Source organism: Salmonella sp. 2020_1395, from assembly GCF_043848115.1.
Classification (GTDB): domain Bacteria; phylum Pseudomonadota; class Gammaproteobacteria; order Enterobacterales; family Enterobacteriaceae; genus Salmonella; species Salmonella enterica.
In genome coordinates this window covers 350,912-372,768 of record NZ_JBCMFH010000004.1, presented here as the reverse complement: position 1 = coordinate 372,768, position 21,857 = coordinate 350,912, and the positions used below count along the sequence as shown (strand labels likewise).

Annotated in this window: 19 protein-coding genes; 15 read left to right on the top strand and 4 right to left on the bottom strand. The window is 51.8% G+C overall.

The window, feature by feature from the left end; genetic code table 11:
* The first annotated feature begins 49 nt into the window (after nucleotides 1-49).
* The 4 genes from ACH0WD_RS09240 to ACH0WD_RS09225 all read left to right on the top strand — a co-directional run bounded on the left by ACH0WD_RS09240 (nucleotide 50) and on the right by ACH0WD_RS09225 (nucleotide 8,815).
* Nucleotides 50-2,191 carry a type VI secretion system tip protein VgrG gene (locus ACH0WD_RS09240; RefSeq protein WP_000103453.1) on the top strand — a complete coding sequence of 714 codons (2,142 nt, stop codon included), beginning with the start codon at nucleotides 50-52 and terminating at the stop codon, nucleotides 2,189-2,191.
* Nucleotides 2,192-2,259: 68 nt separating this feature from the next.
* A complete protein-coding gene (locus tag ACH0WD_RS09235; protein WP_000014621.1) occupies nucleotides 2,260-6,426 on the top strand; it encodes an RHS element core protein in 4,167 nt (1,388 codons plus the stop codon).
* 67 nt (nucleotides 6,427-6,493) lie between these two features.
* Complete coding sequence (locus tag ACH0WD_RS09230) at nucleotides 6,494-7,459, top strand: tetratricopeptide repeat protein (RefSeq protein ID WP_000739389.1); 966 nt, start codon at nucleotides 6,494-6,496, stop codon at nucleotides 7,457-7,459.
* Between the two features lie 193 nt (nucleotides 7,460-7,652).
* Nucleotides 7,653-8,815 (top strand): IS3 family transposase gene (locus ACH0WD_RS09225; protein WP_109188131.1). Its coding sequence is split into 2 segments (ribosomal slippage): nucleotides 7,653-7,923 and nucleotides 7,923-8,815, totalling 1,164 coding nucleotides; the frame shifts between segments, so codons are not numbered across the junction.
* A gap of 138 nt (nucleotides 8,816-8,953) precedes the next feature.
* Here ACH0WD_RS09225 and ACH0WD_RS09220 read toward each other — a convergent pair.
* The gene (locus ACH0WD_RS09220) at nucleotides 8,954-9,733 is read right to left on the bottom strand and encodes a hypothetical protein (protein ID WP_000686701.1); all 780 of its coding nucleotides are present in this window, start codon (nucleotides 9,731-9,733) and stop codon (nucleotides 8,954-8,956) included.
* A gap of 267 nt (nucleotides 9,734-10,000) precedes the next feature.
* Here ACH0WD_RS09220 and ACH0WD_RS09215 point away from each other — a divergent pair, with 267 nt between their 5' ends.
* The 4 genes from ACH0WD_RS09215 to ACH0WD_RS09200 all read left to right on the top strand — a co-directional run bounded on the left by ACH0WD_RS09215 (nucleotide 10,001) and on the right by ACH0WD_RS09200 (nucleotide 11,604).
* Nucleotides 10,001-10,279 carry a hypothetical protein gene (locus ACH0WD_RS09215; RefSeq protein ID WP_001747706.1) on the top strand — a complete coding sequence of 93 codons (279 nt, stop codon included), beginning with the start codon at nucleotides 10,001-10,003 and terminating at the stop codon, nucleotides 10,277-10,279.
* Entirely contained in the window at nucleotides 10,276-10,653 is a 378-nt protein-coding gene (locus ACH0WD_RS09210; RefSeq protein WP_001747705.1) for a hypothetical protein, read from the top strand. The genes ACH0WD_RS09215 and ACH0WD_RS09210 overlap by 4 nt, the downstream gene beginning before the upstream one ends.
* Before the next feature lie 539 nt (nucleotides 10,654-11,192).
* Nucleotides 11,193-11,405: a cold shock domain-containing protein gene (locus ACH0WD_RS09205; RefSeq protein WP_000208504.1), complete on the top strand. Its 213-nt coding sequence runs from the start codon at nucleotides 11,193-11,195 to the stop codon at nucleotides 11,403-11,405.
* A 10-nt stretch (nucleotides 11,406-11,415) separates the two neighbouring features.
* Nucleotides 11,416-11,604 (top strand): hypothetical protein, encoded by a 189-nt coding sequence (locus ACH0WD_RS09200; RefSeq protein ID WP_024131109.1) that lies wholly within the window; start codon nucleotides 11,416-11,418, stop codon nucleotides 11,602-11,604.
* A 258-nt stretch (nucleotides 11,605-11,862) separates the two neighbouring features.
* Here ACH0WD_RS09200 and ompC read toward each other — a convergent pair whose 3' ends face one another.
* Complete coding sequence (gene ompC / locus ACH0WD_RS09195; RefSeq protein ID WP_001080671.1) at nucleotides 11,863-13,074, bottom strand: porin OmpC; 1,212 nt, start codon at nucleotides 13,072-13,074, stop codon at nucleotides 11,863-11,865.
* Between the two features lie 649 nt (nucleotides 13,075-13,723).
* Here ompC and drpB point away from each other — a divergent pair.
* The 4 genes from drpB (at nucleotide 13,724) to ACH0WD_RS09175 (ending at nucleotide 16,765) form a co-directional block, all read left to right on the top strand.
* Entirely contained in the window at nucleotides 13,724-14,035 is a 312-nt protein-coding gene (drpB, locus tag ACH0WD_RS09190) for a cell division protein DrpB (protein WP_000107435.1), read from the top strand.
* A 79-nt stretch (nucleotides 14,036-14,114) separates the two neighbouring features.
* Nucleotides 14,115-14,810 carry a phosphohydrolase gene (locus ACH0WD_RS09185; RefSeq protein ID WP_000377051.1) on the top strand — a complete coding sequence of 232 codons (696 nt, stop codon included), beginning with the start codon at nucleotides 14,115-14,117 and terminating at the stop codon, nucleotides 14,808-14,810.
* 73 nt (nucleotides 14,811-14,883) lie between these two features.
* Nucleotides 14,884-16,314, top strand: coding sequence for a DNA cytosine methyltransferase (locus ACH0WD_RS09180; RefSeq protein ID WP_001157300.1), 1,431 nt, complete (start codon nucleotides 14,884-14,886; stop codon nucleotides 16,312-16,314).
* Nucleotides 16,295-16,765 carry a very short patch repair endonuclease gene (locus ACH0WD_RS09175; RefSeq protein ID WP_000785978.1) on the top strand — a complete coding sequence of 157 codons (471 nt, stop codon included), beginning with the start codon at nucleotides 16,295-16,297 and terminating at the stop codon, nucleotides 16,763-16,765. Before ACH0WD_RS09180 ends, ACH0WD_RS09175 begins: the two co-directional genes overlap by 20 nt.
* Here ACH0WD_RS09175 and yedA read toward each other — a convergent pair.
* Nucleotides 16,754-17,674: a drug/metabolite exporter YedA gene (gene yedA / locus ACH0WD_RS09170; RefSeq protein ID WP_001212263.1), complete on the bottom strand. Its 921-nt coding sequence runs from the start codon at nucleotides 17,672-17,674 to the stop codon at nucleotides 16,754-16,756. The genes ACH0WD_RS09175 and yedA overlap by 12 nt on opposite strands.
* A 169-nt stretch (nucleotides 17,675-17,843) precedes the next feature.
* Between yedA and ACH0WD_RS09165 the strand changes: the two genes are divergently transcribed.
* The 3 genes from ACH0WD_RS09165 (at nucleotide 17,844) to dgcQ (ending at nucleotide 20,900) form a co-directional block, all read left to right on the top strand.
* Nucleotides 17,844-18,761, top strand: coding sequence for a DUF808 domain-containing protein (locus ACH0WD_RS09165; RefSeq protein ID WP_085920526.1), 918 nt, complete (start codon nucleotides 17,844-17,846; stop codon nucleotides 18,759-18,761).
* 76 nt (nucleotides 18,762-18,837) lie between these two features.
* Nucleotides 18,838-19,023: a YodC family protein gene (locus ACH0WD_RS09160; RefSeq protein WP_000232161.1), complete on the top strand. Its 186-nt coding sequence runs from the start codon at nucleotides 18,838-18,840 to the stop codon at nucleotides 19,021-19,023.
* Between the two features lie 164 nt (nucleotides 19,024-19,187).
* Nucleotides 19,188-20,900 (top strand): cellulose biosynthesis regulator diguanylate cyclase DgcQ, encoded by a 1,713-nt coding sequence (dgcQ, locus tag ACH0WD_RS09155; RefSeq protein WP_001119828.1) that lies wholly within the window; start codon nucleotides 19,188-19,190, stop codon nucleotides 20,898-20,900.
* Here dgcQ and ACH0WD_RS09150 read toward each other — a convergent pair.
* The gene (locus ACH0WD_RS09150; RefSeq protein WP_000948795.1) at nucleotides 20,879-21,694 is read right to left on the bottom strand and encodes a mannosyl-3-phosphoglycerate phosphatase-related protein; all 816 of its coding nucleotides are present in this window, start codon (nucleotides 21,692-21,694) and stop codon (nucleotides 20,879-20,881) included. The genes dgcQ and ACH0WD_RS09150 overlap by 22 nt on opposite strands.
* Between the last annotated feature and the right edge of the window lie 163 nt (nucleotides 21,695-21,857).

Here is a 21,857-nt window from a genome sequence, read left to right as displayed (position 1 = left end):
CGCAGTCCGGCAGGCGGTTTATTTTCCCCGTTAATTCATGAGGTTATTCATGTCAACAGGATTACGTTTCACACTGGAGGTGGACGGCCTGCCACCGGATGCGCTGGTCGTGGAGTCCTTTCACCTGAGCCAGTCCCTTTCCACGTTATTTTCCCTCGATATCTCGCTGGTCAGCCAGCAGCTGCTTAATATTGACTTCTCCCAGGTACTGGAACAACCGGCGCACCTGAAAATCTGGCAGGGCACGGAGATACAGCGCCGGGTGAACGGCATCGTGACCTGGTTTGAGCAGGGGGAAAACGACGGACACCAGATGCTGTACAGCATGAAAGTTCGCCCGCCGGTGTGGCGCGCCGCGCTGCGCCAGAACTCGCGTATTTTCCAGAACGAAGACATAAAAAGCATTCTCGGGACGATACTGCAGGAAAACGGCGTGACGGACTGGAGCCCGCTGTTCAGCGAGCCGCATCCGGCGCGGGAGTTCTGCGTGCAGTACAGCGAAACGGATTACGACTTTCTGGCGCGGATGGCGGCGGAGGAAGGTATTTTCTTTTACGAGGAACATGCGCAGACCAGCGACGACCAGAGCCTGGTGCTGTGCGACACGGTGCGTTTTCTGCCGGAAGCCTTTGAAATCCCATGGAACCCGAACACCCGCACCGAGGTGAGCACGCCGTGCGTCAGCCAGTTCCGCCACAGCGCGCAAATCCGCCCCTCCTCCGTCATCGGCAAGGACTACACCTTCAAACGCCCCGGCTGGGCAGGCCGCTTTGAGCATCAGGGTGAACATCAGGATTACCAGCGCACGCAGTACGAGGTGTTTGACTATCCGGGGCGCTTCAAGGACGGCCACGGTCAGAACTTCACCCGCTGGCAGATGGAGGGCTGGCGTAATAATGCCGAAGTGGCGCAGGGGAAAAGCCGTTCGCCGGCGATATGGCCGGGACGGCGTATTCAGCTGACGGAACACCCACAGGCGAGCCTGAACCGGGAATGGCAGGTGGTGAGCAGTGATTTACACGGCAGCCAGCCGCAGGCGGCGGCGGGGCGTTCAGGCTCCGGGACGAGCCTTGAAAACCATTTTACGGTCATTCCGGCGGACAGGACATGGCGGCCACGCCCGCTGCCCAAACCGTCAGTGGACGGCCCGCAGTCGGCAGTGGTCACCGGCCCGGAAGGGGAAGAAATCTTCTGCGACGAACATGGGCGGGTACGGGTGAAATTTAACTGGGACCGGTATAACCCGGCGAACCAGGACAGCTCGTGCTGGATACGGGTGGTACAGGCGTGGGCGGGGCCGGGGTTCGGCAACCTGGCGATACCGCGGGTGGGGCAGGAAGTGATAGTGGACTTCCTCAACGGCGACCCGGACCAGCCCATCATCATGGGGCGCACCTACCACCAGGAAAACCGCTCGCCGGGCAGCCTGCCGGGCACTAAAACGCAGATGACCATCCGCTCGAAAACCTATAAAGGCAGCGGGTTTAACGAACTCATGTTCGATGATGCGACAGGGAAGGAGCGGGTGTATATCCACGCGCAGAAGAACATGAATACCGAGGTGCTGCACAACCGCACCACCGATGTGACGAATAACCATGCTGAAACCATTGGCAATAACCAGGTGATCGCTGTCACCAATAACCAGATACAGACCATCGGCGTCAACCAGATCCAGAACGTTGGCGTCAACCAGGTGGAGAAAGTGGGCAGCAATCAGGTGATCAAGGTGGGGACAAACCAGATTGAAACGGTGGGACTCCTCCGCGCCCTGAATGTGGGCGTGGTGTACCAGACTACGGTGGGCGCCATTATGAACACCTCAGTGGCCATGATGCAGTCTTCACAGGTGGGCCTGCATAAATCGCTGATGGTGGGGATGGGGTACAGCGTTAATGTGGGGAACAAAGTCACCTTCTCGGTGGGGAAAACAAGGTCAGACAATGCCGGGCAGACAGCGATTTATTCTGCGGGTGAACATCTGGAGCTTCGCTGCGGTAAAGCCCGGCTGGTAATGACGAAGGACGGAAAAATTTTCCTTAACGGAACGAAAATTGATCTGGAAGGTGCGGAAAGCGTCAATGGTGATGCGCTGACGATCAACTGGAACTGCGGCGCAACAGAAACCGTGCCGGATGCGCCGAAGGATGACTCGCCGGAGCCGAAGATGCCGGATATGAGGAAGTTCTGATCGGTGAGCGATCAACCAGGCAGTGGTATGACGGGATAAAAAAGAAGAAGGACATTAAGGAGTAAGGTATGAGCGGAAAACCGGCGGCCCGGATGGGCGATATGACGAAATACGGAGGCCCGATTGTCCAGGGGTCGGCAGGGGTGCTGATAGGCGCGCCGACGGGCGTGTCGTGCTCGGTGTGTCCTAACAGCCCGATAGAAGAGGTGAAAGGTCATCCGGTAAACCCGCTGCTGGGAGCAAAGGTACTACCCGGTGAGACGGATTTTGCGCTGCCCGGCCCGCTGGCGTTCATCCTTAGCCGCGCCTACAGCAGTTACCGGACGAAGACGCCCGCGCCATCGGGGCTGTTCGGTCCTGGCTGGAAGATGGCTGCCGATATGCGCTTACAGATTTGTGAGCGGGCGCTGATACTGAACGACAACGGAGGCCGGAGCATTCACTTTGAGCCACTGTCGCCGGGTGAGTCGTCATACAGTCGCAGCGAGTCGTTCTGGCTGGCGCGGTGCGGGGTGCTTATGCCGGATAAAAGCAACCCGCTGCATGACCTCTGGCAGGCACTGCCGGAAGAGATACGGTTAAGCCCGAACACGTACCTGGCAACAAACAGTATGCAGGGGCCGTGGTGGGTGCTGGGGTGGCCTGAGCGGGTGCCGGGCGCGGATGAGGCGTTGCCCGCGCCGCTGCCGCCGTACCGTGTGCTGACGGGGCTGGCGGACAGCTATGGACGGACGCTGACGTATCACCGCGCCGCAGAGGGTGAACTGTCCGGGAATGTCACCGGGGTGACGGACGGTGCGGGACGGCGCTTTCAGCTGGTGCTGACCACGCAGGCGCAGCGTGCGGAGGCGGCACGCGGGGCGGGTTCCGCCGCACCGGCATACCCTGAGACGCTGCCCGCCACGGAGTACGGCACGGATAACGGTATTCGCCTCTCGCAGGTATGGCTGACGCATGAGCCGGACGCTGAGGGCGACCAGGAGCCGGCAATGCTGTCGCGCTATGAGTACACGCCGGGCGGAGAGCTTGCCGCCGTGTACGACCGTGGGGGCATGGAGGTGCGCCGCTTCCTGTATGACGCGGACCATCCGGGGCGGATGACGGGCCACCGGTATGCAGGCAGGCCGCAGATGCGCTACCGCTATAACCGTGATGGTCAGGTGGAAGAGCAGCTTAACCCGGAAGGCTTAAGCTACCGCTATGCGTATGAGAAAAACCGCGTCACCATCACGGACAGCCTGGGGCGGCGTGAGGTGCTGCACACGGAAGGTGAAGGCGGGCTGAAACGGGTGGTGATGAAGGAATCCGCCGACGGCAGCGTGACGCGCAGCGAGTACGACCCGGCGGGGAGGCTGAAAGCGCAGACGGACGCGGCGGGGAGAAGGACGGAGTACAGCCTGCACATGGCGTCGGGGATGGTGACGTCGGTGACGGGGCCGGACGGGAGGACAGTACGCTATGGCCATAACAGCCAGCGGCAGTTAACGTCCACGACGTACCCGGACGGGCTGCGAAGCACGCAGGAGTATGATAATAAAGGCAGGCTGACGGCGGAGACATCGCGTACCGGTGAGACGACGCGGTACAGCTATGATAATCCGCAGAGTGAATTACCGACAGGGATACAGGACGCCACCGGCAGCAGTAAGTCAGTGGCCTGGAATCGCTACGGGCAGATGGTGGCGTTCACGGACTGTTCGGGGTATGAGACGAAGTATGAATATGACCGGTTCGGCCAGATGACGGCGGTACACCGGGAGGAAGGGCAGAGCATCTACCGCAGCTATAACCGCCGTGGCCTTCTGGTCTCGCAGAAAGATGGTCAGGGCCGCGAAACGCAATACGATTATAACGATGCAGGCGACCTTATCACTGTGACCGGCCCGGACGGAAACCGCACTGAAACGCAGTACGACGGGTGGGGAAAGGCTGTTGCCACCACGCAGGGCGGGCTGACGCGGCGGATGGAATATGATGCTGCTGGCCGTGTGACGCAACTGACCAACGAGAACGGCAGCCACAGCGCATTTACCTGGGATACGCTGGACCGCCTCACACAACAGACGGGCTTTGACGGACGGGTACAGCGGTACGGTTATGACGTGACGGGAAAACTCACACAGAGTGAAGATGAGGACCTGGTCACGCACTGGCACTACGATGACTCAGATCGCCTGACGCACCGCACCATCAACGGAGAGGAAGCCGAGCGGTGGCAGTATAACGAACAGGGCTGGCTGACGGAGCTGAGTCATCTCAGCGAAGGGCAGCGGGTGGCGGTGCATTACGGCTACGATAATAAAGGCCGTCTTATCCGCGAGCGGCAGACGGTGAATGACCCGGAAACGGGGACATTGCTGTGGGAGCATGAGACGTTACAGGGGTACAGTGAGCAGGGGCTGGCAAACCGGTTTAAGCCGGATAACCTGCCGCCGGTGGAGTGGCTGACGTACGGGAGCGGTTATCTGGCGGGAATGAAGCTGGGGGACATGCCGCTGGTGGAGTACACGCGTGACAGGCTGCACCGCGAGGTGTTGCGGCGGTTCGGTTCAGACACCCTCCCGGAGAGTTATGAACTGACGACCACATACACACCGGGCGGTCAGTTTCATAGCCAGCACCTGACGCTGCCGCAACTTGACCGGGAGTACGGTTACGATGAGGGCGGCAGACTGGTGCGCATCAGCGGACCGCAGCAGACGAGGGAGTACCGCTACAGCGAGAGCGGACGCCTGACCGGGGTGCATACCAGCGCCGAGAATCTGGACATTACCCTTCCGTATGCCACGGACCCGGCGGGAAACCGGCTGCCGGACCCGGAGTTTTATCCCGACAGCGCCAGTACGGTATGGGCGGATAACCGCATCACGGAAGATATGCAGTACCTGTACCGCTACGACAAATACGGCAGGCTGACGGAGAAAACGGACCGTATCCCGGAAGGAGTGGTTATCCGGATGAACGACGAACGTACACACCGGTACGAATACGATAACCAGCACCGTCTGGTGCATTATGTGCGGACACAGCACGGAGAAACGCAGGCGGAGGGGCGGTATGTGTATGACCCGCTGGGCCGCCGTGTGGGTAAGGGGGTGTGGAGGCGGGAGCTGGTTCACTGGAGCGACACGAGGATGGAGCTGTCGCGCAGGCCGTATGTGACGTGGTACGGCTGGGAGGGGGACAGGCTGACGACCATCCAGACCGGACAGAGCCGTGTCCAGACGGTGTATGCGCCGGGGAGTTTCACGCCGCTGGTGCGTATCGAAACGGATAATGCGGAGCTTGAGAAAACGCAGCACCGCAGCCTGGCGGAGAAGCTGTCACAGGAGGGAAGTGAGGACGGCCAGGCGGTACAGCTTCCGGCGGCGCTGACGGCGATGCTGGACAGGCTGGAGGGTGAGCTGAGGCGTAACGCGGTAAGTGAAGAGAGCCGGGCGTGGCTGGCGGGATGCGGGCTGACGCCGGAGCAGATGGCGGGACAACTGGAGCCGGAGTACACCCCTCAAAGGAAAATCCATCTTTACCACTGCGACCAGCGTGGCCTGCCGCTGGCGCTGATTACCCCGGACAACACGGTGGCATGGCGTGCGGAGTATGATGAATGGGGAAACCTGTCGGGCGAGGAAAATCCGGCGGACCTGGAGCAGGTGATACGGCTGCCGGGGCAGCAATATGATGAGGAATCGGGGCTGTATTATAACAGGCACCGGTATTACAATCCGGGACAGGGAAGGTATATCACGCAGGATCCGATTGGGCTGAAAGGGGGGCTGAACCTGTATCAGTATCCGCTGAATCCGATTTTGAATATAGATCCTTTAGGATTATCAGGTTGGGATTCTCTTGGATATGGAGGATTTAGGGAAATATGCCAGCAAGCTGGTTCGGCAGTACATTATCTAACACCACAAGAAGCAGCAGGAGTGATACATAATATGGAAACTATGCATAACGTATACAATCCGTTATCTAAATATGTTTTCGGGATATCAGTAGGTTCAACTATAACTGGTATAGCTGGTACGAGTTTCGGAGTGGCAACTGTTGCAGAAAAAGGTTCTGCATGTATTAAGGATGTAGTTAAGTCCGTGATAAAAGACGGAGAAAGAGATCCAACAAATTTGGCATTAACTTGCGGAAAAAGCTTTATAAATGAAGGTGGTTCCAGTTTTCAGGGTAAGGTATCCGATTACCTTATTGACGCTCTTTTTTCCTATAAGGCGAAACAGTAATCACTGTTATGGATAACGTAACAGTAAGAAATCCATCTATTTTAACAATAGTAAGCTGAAGGATAACATGAAGAAAAACATATTAATGATGGTTTTTACAGTAATTGTTTTATTTGGAGGAGTTATTGCTTGGCTTTATCATTCAAATGATAGTTTGGAAAATGTGAGTGCGAATAGTGATATAGCACATCTAACCAAGTTAGCAGAACAGGGGGATATGAAAGCACAAACAGATCTGGGGCTTGCTTATGGGAGTGGTAACAGTATCCCACAGGATTACACAAAAGCAATGTATTGGTATAATCAGGCTGCAAAACAAGGTTACGCACCAGCACAATTTAATCTCGGTCTTTTCTATGAAAATGGTTGGGGTGGAAGCAGAGATCTTCAATTAGCAAAAGAATTTTACCGTAAGGCGGCAAATCAAGGCTTTACCAATGCTCAAATAAATTTAGGCATTCTATTTATGGATGGCAAAGGGGGAGAGATTGATTATGTTCAAGCCAGAAAATTATTTATAAAGGCTGCTGAATCCAATAATCCAGTTGCTATTTATAATCTGGGACACATCTATAATTATGGATTGGGCATTCCAAGAGATGATGTTCAGGCTGCAACATGGTATAGCAAAGCGGAAGATCTTGGTTCAATGAGCGCAAGAAATTCACTTGCTCTATTTTATGCAAAAGGATTGGGTAATCTGCCTGTTGACAGAAACAAGGCATTAAAATTATTGAATATTTCTGCTTGTCAGGGATATGCGGTAGCTCAAAATAATCTTGGAATATTATATTCTGATGGTACAGATGAATTATCTAAAGATTATCAGCAATCCTACGCCTGGTTCTCAGTGGCATTTTATAATGGTTTTAAAGAGGCTGATACCTCACGAAACGTAATCATGGGAAAATTAGAAACTAAAGAAATTGAAAAAGCTAAAGCACTTTCCACTGAATATATTGAAAAATACCATACTAATCTCAATGGAGATGACACAGATAGAGATAAAGAGTGTAAGCATTTATACCCGTGATTATTGAAGATGCTTGATTTTTCAGCGACAGAAGATCATTCTACTCGCTAAGAAAATGTTCATTACTGACCAAGAAAAAGTTGAACTTGAACGCCTTCACAATTCCAGTCGTGACGGGCGAGGCAGAGTGATCTTACCCAGAATAGTGGACACGCGACTAAGTGAGTAAACTCTCAAGTAAGAGGTGACTCACATGACAAAACCAGCATCAACCACCAAAAAGCCACGCAAGCAGCACACGCCTGAATTTCGTCAGGAAGCCCTGAAACTGGCTGAACGCATTGAGGTGGCCGCTGCCGCCCGCGAACTTAACCTGTATGAATCACAGCTCCACAACTGGCGAAGCAAACAGCAAAATCAGCTCTCTTCTTCTGAACGCGAGCAGGAGATGTCCGCTGAGATCACCCGTCTGAAACGTCAACTGGCAGAACGGGATGAGGAACTGGCCATTCTCCAGAAGGCCCCGACATACTTCGCGAAGCGCCTGAAATGAAGTATGTCTTCATCGAAAAACATCAGGCTGAGTTCAATATCAAAGCCATGTGCCGTGTACTTCAGATTGCCCGTAGCGGCTGGTACGTCTGGCATCAGCGTCGTCATCAGATAAACCGGCGTCAGCGGTTCCGCCTTGTCTGTGATAACGTCATCCGGGAAGCATTCAGTGACGCAAAACAACGCTATGGTGCGCCACGCCTGACGGATGAGCTTCGTGCTCAGGGTTACCAGTTCAACGTGAAAACCGTGGCGGCCAGCCTGCGTCGGCAGGGGCTGCGGGCGAAAGCCTCGCGCCGGTTCCGTCCGGTCAGTTACCGCGAACATGGTCTGCCAGTCTCAGAGAATCTGCTGAAGCAGGACTTTTGCGCCAGCGGCCCGAAGCAGAAGTGGGTGGATAACATCACGTATCTTCGCACCGGTGAAGGCTGGCTTGATCTGGCCGTGGTTATCGAACTGTGGTCGCGGTCAGTCATTGGCTGGTCGATGTCCTCGCGGATGACAGCACAGCTTGCCTGCGATGCGTTACAGATGGCGCTGTGGCGGCGTAAATGTCCGGAAAATGTCATCGTGCATACAGACAGAGGCGGTCAGTACTGTTCAACGGATTACCAGAGCTTACTGAAACGCCATAATCGGCGGGGAAGCATGAGCGCCAGAGATTGTTGTTACGACAATGCCTGTGCGGAAAGCTTCTTCCATACGCTGAAGGTGGAATGTATCCACGGAGAGGACTTTGTCAGCCGGGAAATAATGCGGACAGCAGTGTTTAATCATAGTGAGTGTGATTACAATCGGTGGCGTCGTCACAGTGCCTGTGGCGGTCTCAGTCCGGAACAATTTGAAAACCAGAACCTCGCTTAGGGTTGTGCCCATATTACGCGGGTAGGATCAGAAACCCCGCTGACAGTGTTGAATCCAAAGACTTAAAAAGCGGAGCGACAGCTCCTCTGGATTTATGTCAGCGGAGAGTCCACCGGCTCCGTATTTGGCACTGTTCGTTTACTGGTAGCGGTTCACCAGATCTTTCACCATTGACGCATAGGTTCTTTGCCTGAGCTGCGAAATCTGCTGTTCTGTAGTTGCCTCTGCGGAATCTTTTTTCCCCGGCTGCGGTGGAAGTACTGTATTCTCATAGTTGAGTGGCGACCAGGTGGCCCATTCGCCCGTAGCCACGTCCACTAAGGTGAAACGCACCAGATAACGCAACGATACGCTGTCGGTCAGTTTTTCATTTTTAAAATCTGACCAGACGGTGTTTTTTGTCATGGCGTCATATTTGCCAGACTGCAACGTATCCTGATAAACGATAATGGCTTTCTGATGTCCTTTCGCGGCAACATAGCGCAGCGCCTGCATCCAGTTCATATTTTCGGCAGTAGCAATGTCCTGATTTCCGTCTTTAATTTTGTCTTTACTGCAGGTCACAGTCTTTTGTCTGTCCGGGATGCCAGAGAACGTCGCAACAGTATAATACTTGCTCATTTCCTGCTGCATAATAGCTTCCGGTGCGCGATTACCAGACTGAACCAGAATGACGGCAGAATTCAGCGGTACGCTGAATTTCTCACCTTCCAGTGCGGCCTGGATATCTTCTTCTGAAACGGCAAGTGTGGTCTCGTTACCAAAGATATCTTTATCTGTTAACTGACTGGCCGTATTTTTACTGATACTGCTTTCCGTTCTGGAGATGTCCTTTTTCTTTGCGTCAATGGGGGAACGCACACAGGCGCTCAATAAAAATATTGTTGTGCATAAATAAATCACTGAACAGATTTTCATATGTTTTCCTGAAGTGTGTATTGGATGGCGATGTAATTAAAAGACTCTGATTATTGTTTTTATTATATCCTGTTATTGATAATTTCAGGAGAATTGTTTTGTATTCATAAATCAAATGAAATGTTCTATTTTGATATTTCCTGATTATTGTTAATGTGTCTGGTATCAATTTTAGTATTTGATTTTTATTTGCCAGTGGTGTTTCTGTTTGTAATAACTGACGATGATATTGAGTCCCTCTGGAAGATAAATAAAGGAGAATGTGATATGAGTTCGGTTCCTTATCACAGTAACCATTCCGTCATGCCGGTCCGGGTAACGATTTATGAAGCCGTTAATATTATAAAAAAGCAAGCTAATGAAGAGTTTACAGCCAGTGAAATATGGCGTTATGCGCTCTATGGGCACCTTACGCTATCCATCTATTTTCAGTCTCCGGTGATCTTTCGGCGGATTAAAACCAGAAAAAATAAAATATTTTTAATGAAGGGGAAGGATGATCCAGTTAATCGACTCTGTTACCTGAACAGTGATATCATTTTATGAGCAATAGCTGGAGGGTGAAAACTGAAGGTGATTACATCTCTCCACCCAGTCATATAATGGATACACCATTACTGGGCTATGAATATGTTATGCTGCAACGATTACTGGCGCATTCACTGAATCTACCGCTACCAGAGAGCGGGCAGTGTAATATCTATTGTGGCGTTCTTGTCAGTGATGGAAGTAATATTTTTCAGGTTTTTGAATATCAGTATCTGGAGCAAAGGATTTTTCAGCAGTTACAATTAATTCCGGTAGATAAAGCAAGCCTTTGCCATGACGAAATCAATAAAATACAGTTCGACAGAACAAAGAAAGATTACTTTCCTGTCTATCATTTTCCAGGAGATGCCTGTTTCGTTGTAAAAATGTAGCATCTTGAGTCATTCATCAGTCGGTTTTATTCCTCTCAGACTAAGCCATCAACACAGATTTCAACGCCGCTGTCGCGGTTATTATGGCTTGCCTGTAAACATAATGAACACACTAATTCTCTGCTTGACCACCCTTATAAACTGGTCACACAAGATCACAGGAACCTCTCACGATGAGGCGCATGTATCCTGGTTTACGACATCAGGAAATGTGGCGCGTTTATTGCCAGGTAGGCGTTGTGAGACGTCACTTATTTACGCCAGGTTTCAGCCGTAGCGATGGGCATGGATAAAAAGAGTATGGCAATCAGCGTGATAATGCTAAAAAACAATTAATACTTTTTTAACAAAACTAAAGCTTGCTATGTTCAGTTAACCATGCGTTAATGGTTGTGCGGTTTGATACAAACTTATCTGAAGTAGTGATTGTAATATTTCTCATCATTTGTTCCTCTTGAGATCTCCTTTAGGTTTTTTTCTCTCTGATAATTTTCTTCAGGCCATTTTGCCCAAGGGCTCATTCAAAAGGTAACAATATTATGACGACGAAAATCACTGGTTTAGTAAAATGGTTTAACCCTGAAAAGGGCTTTGGTTTCATTATGCCTAAAGATGGCAGCAAAGATGTGTTTGTGCATTTTTCCGCCATTCAAAGTAATGAATTCCGCACTCTGAATGAAAATCAGGAAGTGGAGTTTTCAGTAGAGCAGGGACCAAAAGGTCCATCAGCGGTCAACGTTGTGGCGCTTTAAGGCAACTGATATTACTAATAAAATTCACTTCCGGTGTCCATGTTGCCATGGTTCACAATACAGAACATCGACATTCGATGTTACTGAGCAAAACCCGTTTGGCGCGAAATGTATTTTTTGTAAGTCAACCATGATCACTTTTGATAATGTTGGATTATACATTCGCTCAGGACAGGTTCCGCCAGATTTTAGAAAATAATTCATATTAGCTCCGTACAGGAGCTTTTTTATGCCCGGATGATTATCATCTATAGACGCTGACATCCATCATCTATAGTGGCTTACCTTTCCCCAAAGGTGTTATTTCTCTTGCAGACAGCGCCTGAAAAAAGCGATGTTGTCTTCATCTATCCGATGAAACCAGGTCAACCTGTCTTTGTGCCGTTATCCGTTATTTAATTCTTGCCCTATAATAACAAGCCCGCGCTAAGCACGGGCTTGAATAACATAAAGCGTCTTAGAACTGGTAGACCAGACCAACACCTACGATATCATCGGTTGCAATACCGTTGTTTGCGTAGAAGTCATCATCTTCGTCCAGCAGGTTGATTTTATAATCAACGTAGGTGGACATATTTTTGTTGAAGTAGTAAGTCATACCAACGTCAACATATTTAACCAGATCTTTGTCGGTGTAACGATAGTTACCATGGCTATCCATATCCTGGCCGCCTAAATCTTTGCCCTTAGACTGCAAGTAGGCGATGGACGGACGCAGACCGAAATCGAACTGATACTGTGCAACCACTTCAAAGTTCTGGGTTTTGTTAGCGATACCGCCGCCACCCAACTTACCGTCTGCAGAGTGATAGTCGCTGTCTCCATAAGAGGTCATATTGCGGGTTTCAGAGTACATCGCCGCCAGGTATACGTCATAGGCGTCATATTTGACACCTACGGTCCAGGCTTCGGCAGTTTCACCGCCGGCATCATTGTTGCCATAGTAACGATGACCATCACCATATCCATTACCTACTTGGGCATCGGTACGGTCAGAATTTGAATAAGCAGCTCCCAGGCTTAACCCGAAGTCAAAGTCATAAGAGGTAGAGAGGCCGAAACCGTCACCGTTTTCTTTATTTGTACCGCGGTTAGTTCCATTACCGGAGCCTTCCTGGCCAAATCCGTTATTGCCACTTTCGTTATTACCCTGGTATTGCAGCGCGAAGTTCCAGCCTTCCACCAGGCCGAAGAAGTCGGTGTTACGATAGGTGGCCAGGCCGTTAGCACGCTGAAGCATATATACATCTGTCTGGGTGTAAGAGTCGCCGCCGAATTCCGGCAGCACATCGGTCCAGGCTTCAACGTCGTAGATAACACCATAGTTACGGCCATAATCGAAAGAGCCGTACTCGCCGAATTTCAGACCGGCAAAGCCCAGACGAGTCCAGGACGTATCCCTGTTACCTTCAGTGCCACTCGCCTGCATGTTGTATTCCCACTGACCATAGCCGGTCAGCATATCGTTGATCTGCGTTTCGCCTTTAAAGCCAATACGGGCGTAGGACTGGTCGCCGTCGCTGCCTGCATCGTCAGAGAAGTAACGCAGACCATCAACTTTGCCGTACAGGTCGAGTTTGTTGCCATTTTTATTATAAACTTCAGCCGCATTTGCTGCGCCTGCCACTAATAACGCCGGGACAAGCAGTGCCAGAACTTTTCTGTTCATTATGTATTCCCTTATGATAATAATTTATATGAATATGTAGCCACTTCAACAAAACTACAAATTGATACTATTCTATGAAGTTCATGGAATTTAAAAAATAACATGTAACAAAGGTATTTAAAATATTTCAATTTGTTTCTGTTTGGTTTTTTATAATACAGGCTATATAAGTAACTAAGAATATATATTCTATAATTATCATTTTTTATCAATGAGTTATGTGTTTTGATTTGATGGTTGCTGGTGTGAATATAATTTGTTTTTTATATGTATTTGAAGCTTTGATTATGAAAAAGCATAAAAAAAACCGGCATAAATGCCGGTAATGTGGGTAATGATAAAATAAATGATAAAAGGCTAATAACCGAATCATTCTGACACTTAATGCTGATAAAATAAAACGCTATCGCGGTGCGTAAAAATAAGTTGTTCTGGTGATGGGTTATTCTGCATCAGAGTGCGATTCAATCACCATTCCCTTATTTAACAGCAGGTTCAGCGCCAGACGCAACATTAACTGAGAATAAACTATTTGTGGAATGAATAACCAGAACAGGTGGATAAGGTATTCTATGGTCGAAATGTGACTAATATCACATTATAATGTAATTAATGTCATATGACTTACATCACAAAAGCGGAGTAAAGTTTGAGTACCAGGGAGGACAACGCCACCCGTAGCATGGGCGGTAAATTAGCGTTATGGGTTTTTTATACCTTTTGCGGCTACTTCATCTGGGCGATGGCGCGTTGCGTGTGGCTGATGTCCGCCATACAAACCGAGCCGGTTCTCGGCCCAATCAGCACTCCTGGCAGCGCAACGGAAAAATGGCTTAACGCGCTTTCGCTGGGCGTCGTCTGGCTTATTCTGGGGAGTATTGCCTGGTACACCCGGCCTCGCAAAAACAGGGGGTATCCCGCCGACACTCAGCCAGAAACGCGCAAGCACGCAAGGATGTAAAGTGGTGGCGGATATGTCAGGATAGCGAACCCTGTGCTCAGGCATGTAATAAAAATGGTCTGCTATAAAGAGAGGGCGTATGGACTCAGGATACTGGCAATCGCAGTTTGAAGACTGGCTACGTCACCACCACCAGGAACAGGATGCCGCCCATGACATCTCCCATTTTCGTCGTGTTTGGGCAACCGCGCAAACGCTGGGGGAAAACAGTCCTGTCGACTGGCTGGTGGTGCTATCGGCATGTTATTTCCATGACATCGTCAGCCTGGCGAAAAATCATCCGCAGCGGCATCGTTCTTCCATTCTGGCGGCGGCAGAAACCCGGCGTATTTTTCTGCGGGATTTTCCTGACTTTCCGGCAGAAAAACTGGCGGGCATTTGTCATGCTATCGAAGCGCATAGCTTCAGCGCAAAAATTGCGCCTATCACGCCAGAGGCAAAAATCGTACAGGATGCAGACAGGCTGGAGGCGTTGGGCGCCATTGGTCTGGCGCGGGTCTTCGCGGTCTCCGGCGCGCTGGGCGTCGCGCTGTTTGATGCCGACGATCCCTTTGCCGACAGACGGCCTCTTAACGATAAGCAATTCGCGCTCGACCATTTTCAAACCAAACTGCTGAAACTGCCGCTGACGATGCAGACCGAACGGGGCAAGTCCCTGGCGCAGCGTAATGCGGATTTTCTGGTGTCGTACATGGCGAAACTGAGCGCTGAGCTGAAAGGCGACTATGAAACACGGGATGAGGCGGTCATCCAGATGTTTGCTACGCATCAGTAACCCCTGCCGCTGAAACGTAAACCGCGTCATTTTATGTTAGTCTGTCGGCAATTATTTTTGGCCGGTTAAATGTATGCAGGAAAATATTTCAGTAACACACGCCCGGAACCTCATCGCCGACGACGCCGGAAGCGAGATCCAGGCGATGCTGAGTCAATTGCTGGAAATCTACGATGTTAAAACGCTGGTGGCGCACCTTAACGGCCTGGGCGAGCAGCACTGGAGCCCGGCCATCTTCAAGCGCGTAATGATGAACGCGGCATGGCATCGCTTGAGCGACAATGAACTCACCTGTCTTAAAACAGAGTTGCCGACGCCGCCAGCGCATCATCCACATTACGCCTTTCGTTTTATCGATCTCTTCGCGGGCATCGGCGGCATTCGCCGCGGATTTGAAGCGATAGGCGGACAGTGCGTGTTTACCAGCGAATGGAATAAGCACGCGGTACGGACATATAAAGCGAACTATTTTTGCGATCCGCTGCAACATCGCTTTAATGAAGATATCCGCGATATCACGTTGAGCCACCGGGAAGGGGTCAGCGATGATGAGGCGGCGGAACACATTCGCCAGCATATTCCGCAACATGATGTCCTGTTGGCGGGCTTTCCCTGTCAGCCATTTTCTCTGGCGGGCGTTTCCAAGAAAAATGCGCTGGGCCGCGCCCACGGCTTTGCCTGCGAGACTCAGGGGACGTTATTTTTTGATGTCGTAAGAATTATCGACGCTCGCCGCCCCGCGCTGTTTGTGCTGGAAAACGTGAAAAACCTTAAAAGTCACGACCAGGGCAACACTTTCCGCATTATTATGCAAACGCTCGATGAACTGGGATATGACGTGGCGGATGCCGCTGACAATGGCCCGGACGATCCGAAAATTATCGACGGGCAGCACTTTCTTCCTCAGCATCGGGAACGTATTGTGTTGGTGGGATTCCGTCGCGATTTAAACCTGAAAACCGATTTTACGTTACGCAATATCGCCCGCTGTTATCCACCGCGCCGTCCGACGCTGGCAGAACTGCTGGAGCCCGTCGTCGAAGCCAAATATATCCTGACGCCGGTGCTGTGGAAATATTTATATCGCTACGCGAAAAAGCACCAGGCGCGGGGAAACGGTTTTGGCTATGGCATGGTTTACCCTGACAATCCGGAAAGTGTGGCGCGCACGTTATCTGCTCGCTACTACAAAGATGGCGCCGAAATTCTGATCGATCGTGGTTGGGATATGGCGAAAGGCGAAGTGAATTTCGACGATGCTGGCAACCAACAACATCGTCCCCGCCGACTCACGCCGAGAGAGTGCGCGCGTTTAATGGGATTTGAGGCGCCGCAAACGTACCAGTTCAGGATACCTGTCTCGGATACGCAGGCCTATCGCCAGTTTGGCAACTCCGTGGTGGTGCCGGTATTTGCCGCGGTAGCAAAGCTGCTGGAACCCAAAATTCACCAGGCGGTGATGCTGCGTCAGAGAGAGACGGTAGATGGCGGACGTTCACGATAAAGCCACGCGCAGTAAAAATATGCGCGCGATAGCGACCCGCGATACGGCTATTGAAAAACGTCTTGCCGGCCTGCTAAGCGCGCAGGGGATTACATTTCATACTCAGGACGCGACATTACCGGGCAAGCCGGACTTTGTGGTGAATGACTATGATTGTGTGATTTTTACTCACGGCTGCTTTTGGCATCATCACCACTGTTATCTGTTCAAAGTACCGGCCACGCGAACGGCTTTCTGGCTGGAAAAAATCGGTAAGAACGTTGAGCGCGATGAGCGCGATATTCAGCGTTTACAGGCGCTTGGCTGGCGGGTACTGATCGTCTGGGAGTGCGCCTTGCGCGGACGAGCGAAATTGAGCGACGCGGCGTTGGCGGAGCGCCTGGAAGAGTGGATCTGCGGCGGCGGCGCCAGCGCGCAGATCGACACCCAGGGGATTCATCTACTGGCGTGAATCTTCCGTTTTACACGGCGTGACCACCGCCCTGGCGGGAAACAGGTACTTACCCAGAGTCACCAGCACTACGGCAAACACAATCACACCCAGCGCGGCCCATTCAACGGGCGATAACCTCTCGCCGCCCAGGCCAGTGCCAAGCAACACGGCGACAACCGGGTTCACATAGGCGTAGCTGGTCGCCAGCGCCGGACTGACGTTGCGAATCAGGTACATATAGGCATTAATGGCGATAATAGAACCGAATAACGCCAGGTAGCCGACGGCCATAAACCCCGATAAACCAGGCAGCGTGGCGAGCTTTTCGCCGGAAAGAAACGCCGCGCAAAGCAATACCACGCCCGCCGCCAGCATTTCAATCGCGCCCGCCATCATGCCCACAGGCAGGGCGATGCGCGAGCCGTAAACGGAACCAAATGCCCAGCTCATCGAACCTATCAGGATCAAAATCGCGCCCCACGGATTGCCGCTTAAATTACCGCCGCTGTTCAGCAGAATAATCCCGGCAAGTCCAATGGCAATCCCCACCCATTCTAATTTGCGCGTTTTAATACCAAAAAAGTAGCTAAAGCACAGCGTAAATAGCGGGACAGTGGCGACCACGACGGCAGCAATGCCCGATGGCACGTTTTGATGCTCCGCCACCGTCACCAGACCGTTACCCACCGCCAGCAGCAGTAGACCAATCAGCGCGGCGTTGATGGTCTGGCGCAGCGGCGGAAGTTTTTCGCCGCGCAACAGCAAAAACGCCATGAGCAACATCCCCGCCGAGAGAAAACGTACGCCAGCCATCATCAGCGGCGGCCAGCTTTCAACGCCTATGCGGATAACAAAATAGGTAGACCCCCAAATGATATACAAGGCAAAAAGCGCGCCAAAAAGAGGTAATAACTGCCGGAAACGCATAATCACTCACGGTGAAATAAAAAGGGTGAATATAGTAAACGTCAAAATTATTATGCTGGCGAGCATTATAATTGTCCTTTTGGAATAAAAAGGCGTTGACCCGCGCCGCCGGTTTCGGCATTACGCATTTTGCTACATACTTAACGTCTTAGAAGAAAAGACCGAGGAAATCATTTTGGCAGGAAGTAGCTTACTGACATTACTCGACGATATCGCCACGCTGCTGGACGATATTTCGGTAATGGGCAAATTGGCCGCGAAAAAAACCGCGGGCGTACTGGGGGATGACCTGTCGCTCAATGCGCAGCAGGTGACCGGCGTTCGCGCTAATCGCGAGCTGCCAGTGGTATGGAGCGTGGCGAAAGGATCATTAATCAACAAGGTTATTCTGGTGCCGTTGGCGCTGTTGATAAGCGCATTTATCCCGTGGGCCATTACGCCTTTATTAATGTTAGGCGGCGCGTTTCTCTGCTTTGAAGGGGTAGAAAAAGTCCTGCATACCTTTGAGGCGCGAAAACACAAAGAAGACCCGGCGGAGCGGCAAAAACGTCTTGAGGCGCTGGCTGCGCAAGATCCTTTGGCCTTTGAAAAAGATAAAGTAAAAGGGGCGGTCCGTACCGATTTCATTCTGTCCGCTGAAATTGTGGCCATTACCCTGGGGATTGTCGCGCAGGCGCCGCTGCTTAATCAGGTGTTGGTGCTGGCGGGGATTGCTTTGGTTGTGACTATTGGCGTATATGGCCTGGTGGGTATTATTGTCAAACTGGATGATATGGGGTACTGGCTGGCGGAAAAGCGTAGCGTGCTGGCGCAGGGCGTCGGTAAAGGATTACTGATTATCGCGCCCTGGTTAATGAAAGCATTATCCATTGTCGGTACGCTGGCGATGTTTCTGGTCGGCGGCGGGATTGTCGTACACGGTATTGCGCCGCTACACCATGCCATTGAACATTTTGCGCAGCAGCAGGGGGCTTTCATGGCGCATACGATCCCTGCGGGGCTGAATCTGGTGCTCGGCTTTATTATCGGCGCCATTGTGGTGGCGCTGGTGAAAGGTGTGGCGAAAATTCGCGGTGTTTCGCACTGATTTTCTAGAATGAATTATGCAAAATTGTCCATCCTCGTCTAAGGTGAAAACGTTTCATCTGATACAGGAGGCAGGTATGGTCTTTTCTGTCAGTGAGGAAGTTACCGTGAAAGAGGGTGGGCCCCGGATGATCGTCACCGGTTATTCCAGCGGAATGGTAGAGTGTCGCTGGTATGATGGTTTTGGCGTAAAGCGGGAGGCATTCCATGAGAATGAGCTCGTGCCAGGCAAGGAAAGGCGCGTGCGGGACGAAGCCCGATGACAAAACGCCCGGTTAATGCCGGGCGTTTTGCTGTGGAGAAAAAGAGTCGTCGCGCTGCGACATGCTGCTACCTGGTTATGCCAGGATTGAGTGGTATCCCTTGATGAGGTCTGGCTACCGTAAGCCATCAGGGGGAGTTGTATCAATAACCAGGAGTTACCAGGGTGCCGCACGAAACACTGTTAGACAATCAAGGCTGGTTTAAAAAGCTGGCGCGGCGTTTTGGTCCCGGTCATGTCGTCAACACCTGTTTTCTGATCGTGATGCTGTTCTCGACGCTACTTACCTGGCGGGAAGTGATGATACTGAAAGACGCGTATGTCGCCAGTCAGCGCAATCATCTGGGGAGCGTCGCGAATGTCCTTGACCGCCAACTGCAATTCAACATGGACAGGTTGATCTTTTTACGCAACGGTATGCATGAAGCGCTGGTGGCGCCGCTGGCTTTTTCCGCATTGCAAAGCGCGGTGACGCAGTTTGAGCAACGACGCGTCAGACATTTCTGGCAACTGGAGTTGGATAAGCGGCGGACATTGCCGTTATATGGCGTTTCCGATCAATTTGTCGCCCGGACGACGCTTCTTTCGCGGGAGAGTCGTGACCTGGCAAATGAATTAACCGCCACGCTGGAGTTAGGGTATCTGGCGCGTCTGGCGCGCTCATCCGCCATGCTGACGCTGGAGACGATGTATGTTTCTCGCTCAGGGTTTTACCTCTCAACTCTCCCTACGGCGTACGGTAGCGATATTGTCTCCCGTTACTATCAGTACGTGACCCAGCCCTGGTTTATCGAGCAAAGCCAACGGCGTAACCCACAGCGTGGCGTGCGGTGGTTTACCTCCGCACAGCCCTATGTTGCTGACGAGCAGAAAAAAGTGACAGCCAGTCTACCGCTGGATCACGATAATTACTGGTATGGCGTACTGGCAATGGATATTCCCGTCGCGTCATTACAGCGGTTCCTGCGCGATGCGGCCGAAAAGGATATTGAAGGGGAATATCAGCTATACGATAACCATCTCCGTTTGTTGACGGACTCCGCGCCGGAACAACAAACCGCGAATACGTTAAATGACCGTGAGCGCGCCTTACTGGCGCGTGAAATAGAAAAAGATACCCTGGGCGGGCTGCGTTTAGGAACGCATTATGTAAGCTGGGAGCGGCTGGATCATTTTGATGGCGTCCTGCTGCGCGTGCATACATTACGTGAAGGCATACAAGGGAATTTTGGCAGTATTAGTATCGCGCTGACGCTGTTATGGGTGCTTTTTACGGCGATGCTGTTGATCTCCTGGGGCGTTATTCGACATATGGTCAAAAACATGTTTGTTCTGCAAAATTCGCTGCAATGGCAGGCATGGCACGATCCGCTGACCCGGCTGTATAACCGTGGCGCGCTGTTTGAAAAAGCGTCCAGGCTGGCAAAGCGTTACCGGGAAGCCCGCCAGCCATTTTCTGTGATACAGCTGGACTTAGATTATTTTAAAAGCGTTAACGATCGCTTTGGTCATCAGGCAGGCGATCGCGTGTTGTCCCATGCCGCTGGGCTCATTGGCAGCACCATTCGGGCGCACGACATCGCCGGACGGGTAGGGGGCGAAGAGTTTTGTATCGTGCTGCCCGGCGCGACGAAAGCTCAGGCGCTGCAGATTGCCGAACGCATACGCCAGCGCATTAATGACAAAGAGATTCTGGTGACGAAAAGCACGACGCTTCGTATCAGCGCGTCAATGGGGATCAGTAGCGCGGAGGAATACGGCGACTATGATTTTGAGCAGTTGCAGTCACTGGCCGACAAACGGCTTTATTACGCCAAACAGTCCGGACGTAACCGTATTTGCGCCAGCGACGCGACTCAGGAGCGGGAAAAGAAATAGTCCATTCCTTCGCGCCAGCCATCCGGCCCTTCGGTCTGGCTACGGTAGACGCGCTGAGGATCGTCGTTACGCAAATGTACGCCCTCCCGGTTTAGCCCTTTAACGACAACCGCATAATCCATCACATCCAGTAAAGGCGCATCATTGGGACCGTCTCCCAGTCCCAACGTCAGAGGACGCGCGCGCCACTGCCGACGATATGCTTCTATCAGCCAGTTAGCAGCCTGATCTTTACCGGCGGAGGCGTCCAGCACATGCCAGAAACGGGCGCCATGGACAAATTGCAGTCCCAGGTCATTTAAACGGGCGACAAACTGCGCCATGCGTTCATCGCTATCGCGCCAGATCAGCGACACCGACGCTTCATGCAGACGGGTTAGGGCAGACTGTGCCCGGTTTAGGCCCGTCCATTCGCTTATCACCTGATCGTCAACGTCATCAAACGTGGTGAACTTAAACTGTTCCTTTTCACGCAATTTATGCAGGACGAGGCGGATTTCGTTGTGAGAAATACCGGCTATCAGGCGGGGATAGTTGGGATGGTCTTCCCAATGAACGTCCAGTTGGATCACCGCGCCGTTTTCCGCAATCAGCGGCAGTCCCTGTAGATTTAACGTCGTCTGGAGCTGGAGCATTTCAGCCGCGGTTTTACTGCTACAGAGGATCACGGGCACGCCGCTTTCATGCAGGCGTGTAAGCCAGGGAGCCGCGGGCTGCCACTCAAACGTGTGGCTGTTCAGCAATGTGCCGTCCAGATCGGTAAAAATCAGCAAGGGGTCATGGATTGAGAGCATTTTTTCCTCATTTTCCGTTGCAACGGCGGGCTTATTTCCAGGAAAAGTCCTAAAGCACACCCGAAAGAAGTCGAACGCTAACTGGAACCGATCCCGTCGCTTCCAGGCAGCACATGCGTTGTCACACTTTTGCTACCGAACTATTAGCGCGCTTAATCATTCA

Bases quoted from the DNA above. Each gene is read 5' to 3' on its own strand.
- ACH0WD_RS09240 (WP_000103453.1), top strand. From the start codon at position 50: ATGTCAACAGGATTACGTTTCACACTGGAGGTGGACGGCCTGCCACCG.
- ACH0WD_RS09235 (WP_000014621.1), top strand. From the start codon at position 2,260: ATGAGCGGAAAACCGGCGGCCCGGATGGGCGATATGACGAAATACGGA.
- ACH0WD_RS09230 (WP_000739389.1), top strand. From the start codon at position 6,494: ATGAAGAAAAACATATTAATGATGGTTTTTACAGTAATTGTTTTATTT.
- ACH0WD_RS09220 (WP_000686701.1), bottom strand. From the start codon at position 9,733: ATGAAAATCTGTTCAGTGATTTATTTATGCACAACAATATTTTTATTG.
- ACH0WD_RS09215 (WP_001747706.1), top strand. From the start codon at position 10,001: ATGAGTTCGGTTCCTTATCACAGTAACCATTCCGTCATGCCGGTCCGG.
- ACH0WD_RS09210 (WP_001747705.1), top strand. From the start codon at position 10,276: ATGAGCAATAGCTGGAGGGTGAAAACTGAAGGTGATTACATCTCTCCA.
- ACH0WD_RS09205 (WP_000208504.1), top strand. From the start codon at position 11,193: ATGACGACGAAAATCACTGGTTTAGTAAAATGGTTTAACCCTGAAAAG.
- ompC (WP_001080671.1), bottom strand. From the start codon at position 13,074: ATGAACAGAAAAGTTCTGGCACTGCTTGTCCCGGCGTTATTAGTGGCA.
- ACH0WD_RS09185 (WP_000377051.1), top strand. From the start codon at position 14,115: ATGGACTCAGGATACTGGCAATCGCAGTTTGAAGACTGGCTACGTCAC.
- ACH0WD_RS09180 (WP_001157300.1), top strand. From the start codon at position 14,884: ATGCAGGAAAATATTTCAGTAACACACGCCCGGAACCTCATCGCCGAC.
- ACH0WD_RS09175 (WP_000785978.1), top strand. From the start codon at position 16,295: ATGGCGGACGTTCACGATAAAGCCACGCGCAGTAAAAATATGCGCGCG.
- yedA (WP_001212263.1), bottom strand. From the start codon at position 17,674: ATGCGTTTCCGGCAGTTATTACCTCTTTTTGGCGCGCTTTTTGCCTTG.
- ACH0WD_RS09160 (WP_000232161.1), top strand. From the start codon at position 18,838: ATGGTCTTTTCTGTCAGTGAGGAAGTTACCGTGAAAGAGGGTGGGCCC.
- ACH0WD_RS09150 (WP_000948795.1), bottom strand. From the start codon at position 21,694: ATGCTCTCAATCCATGACCCCTTGCTGATTTTTACCGATCTGGACGGC.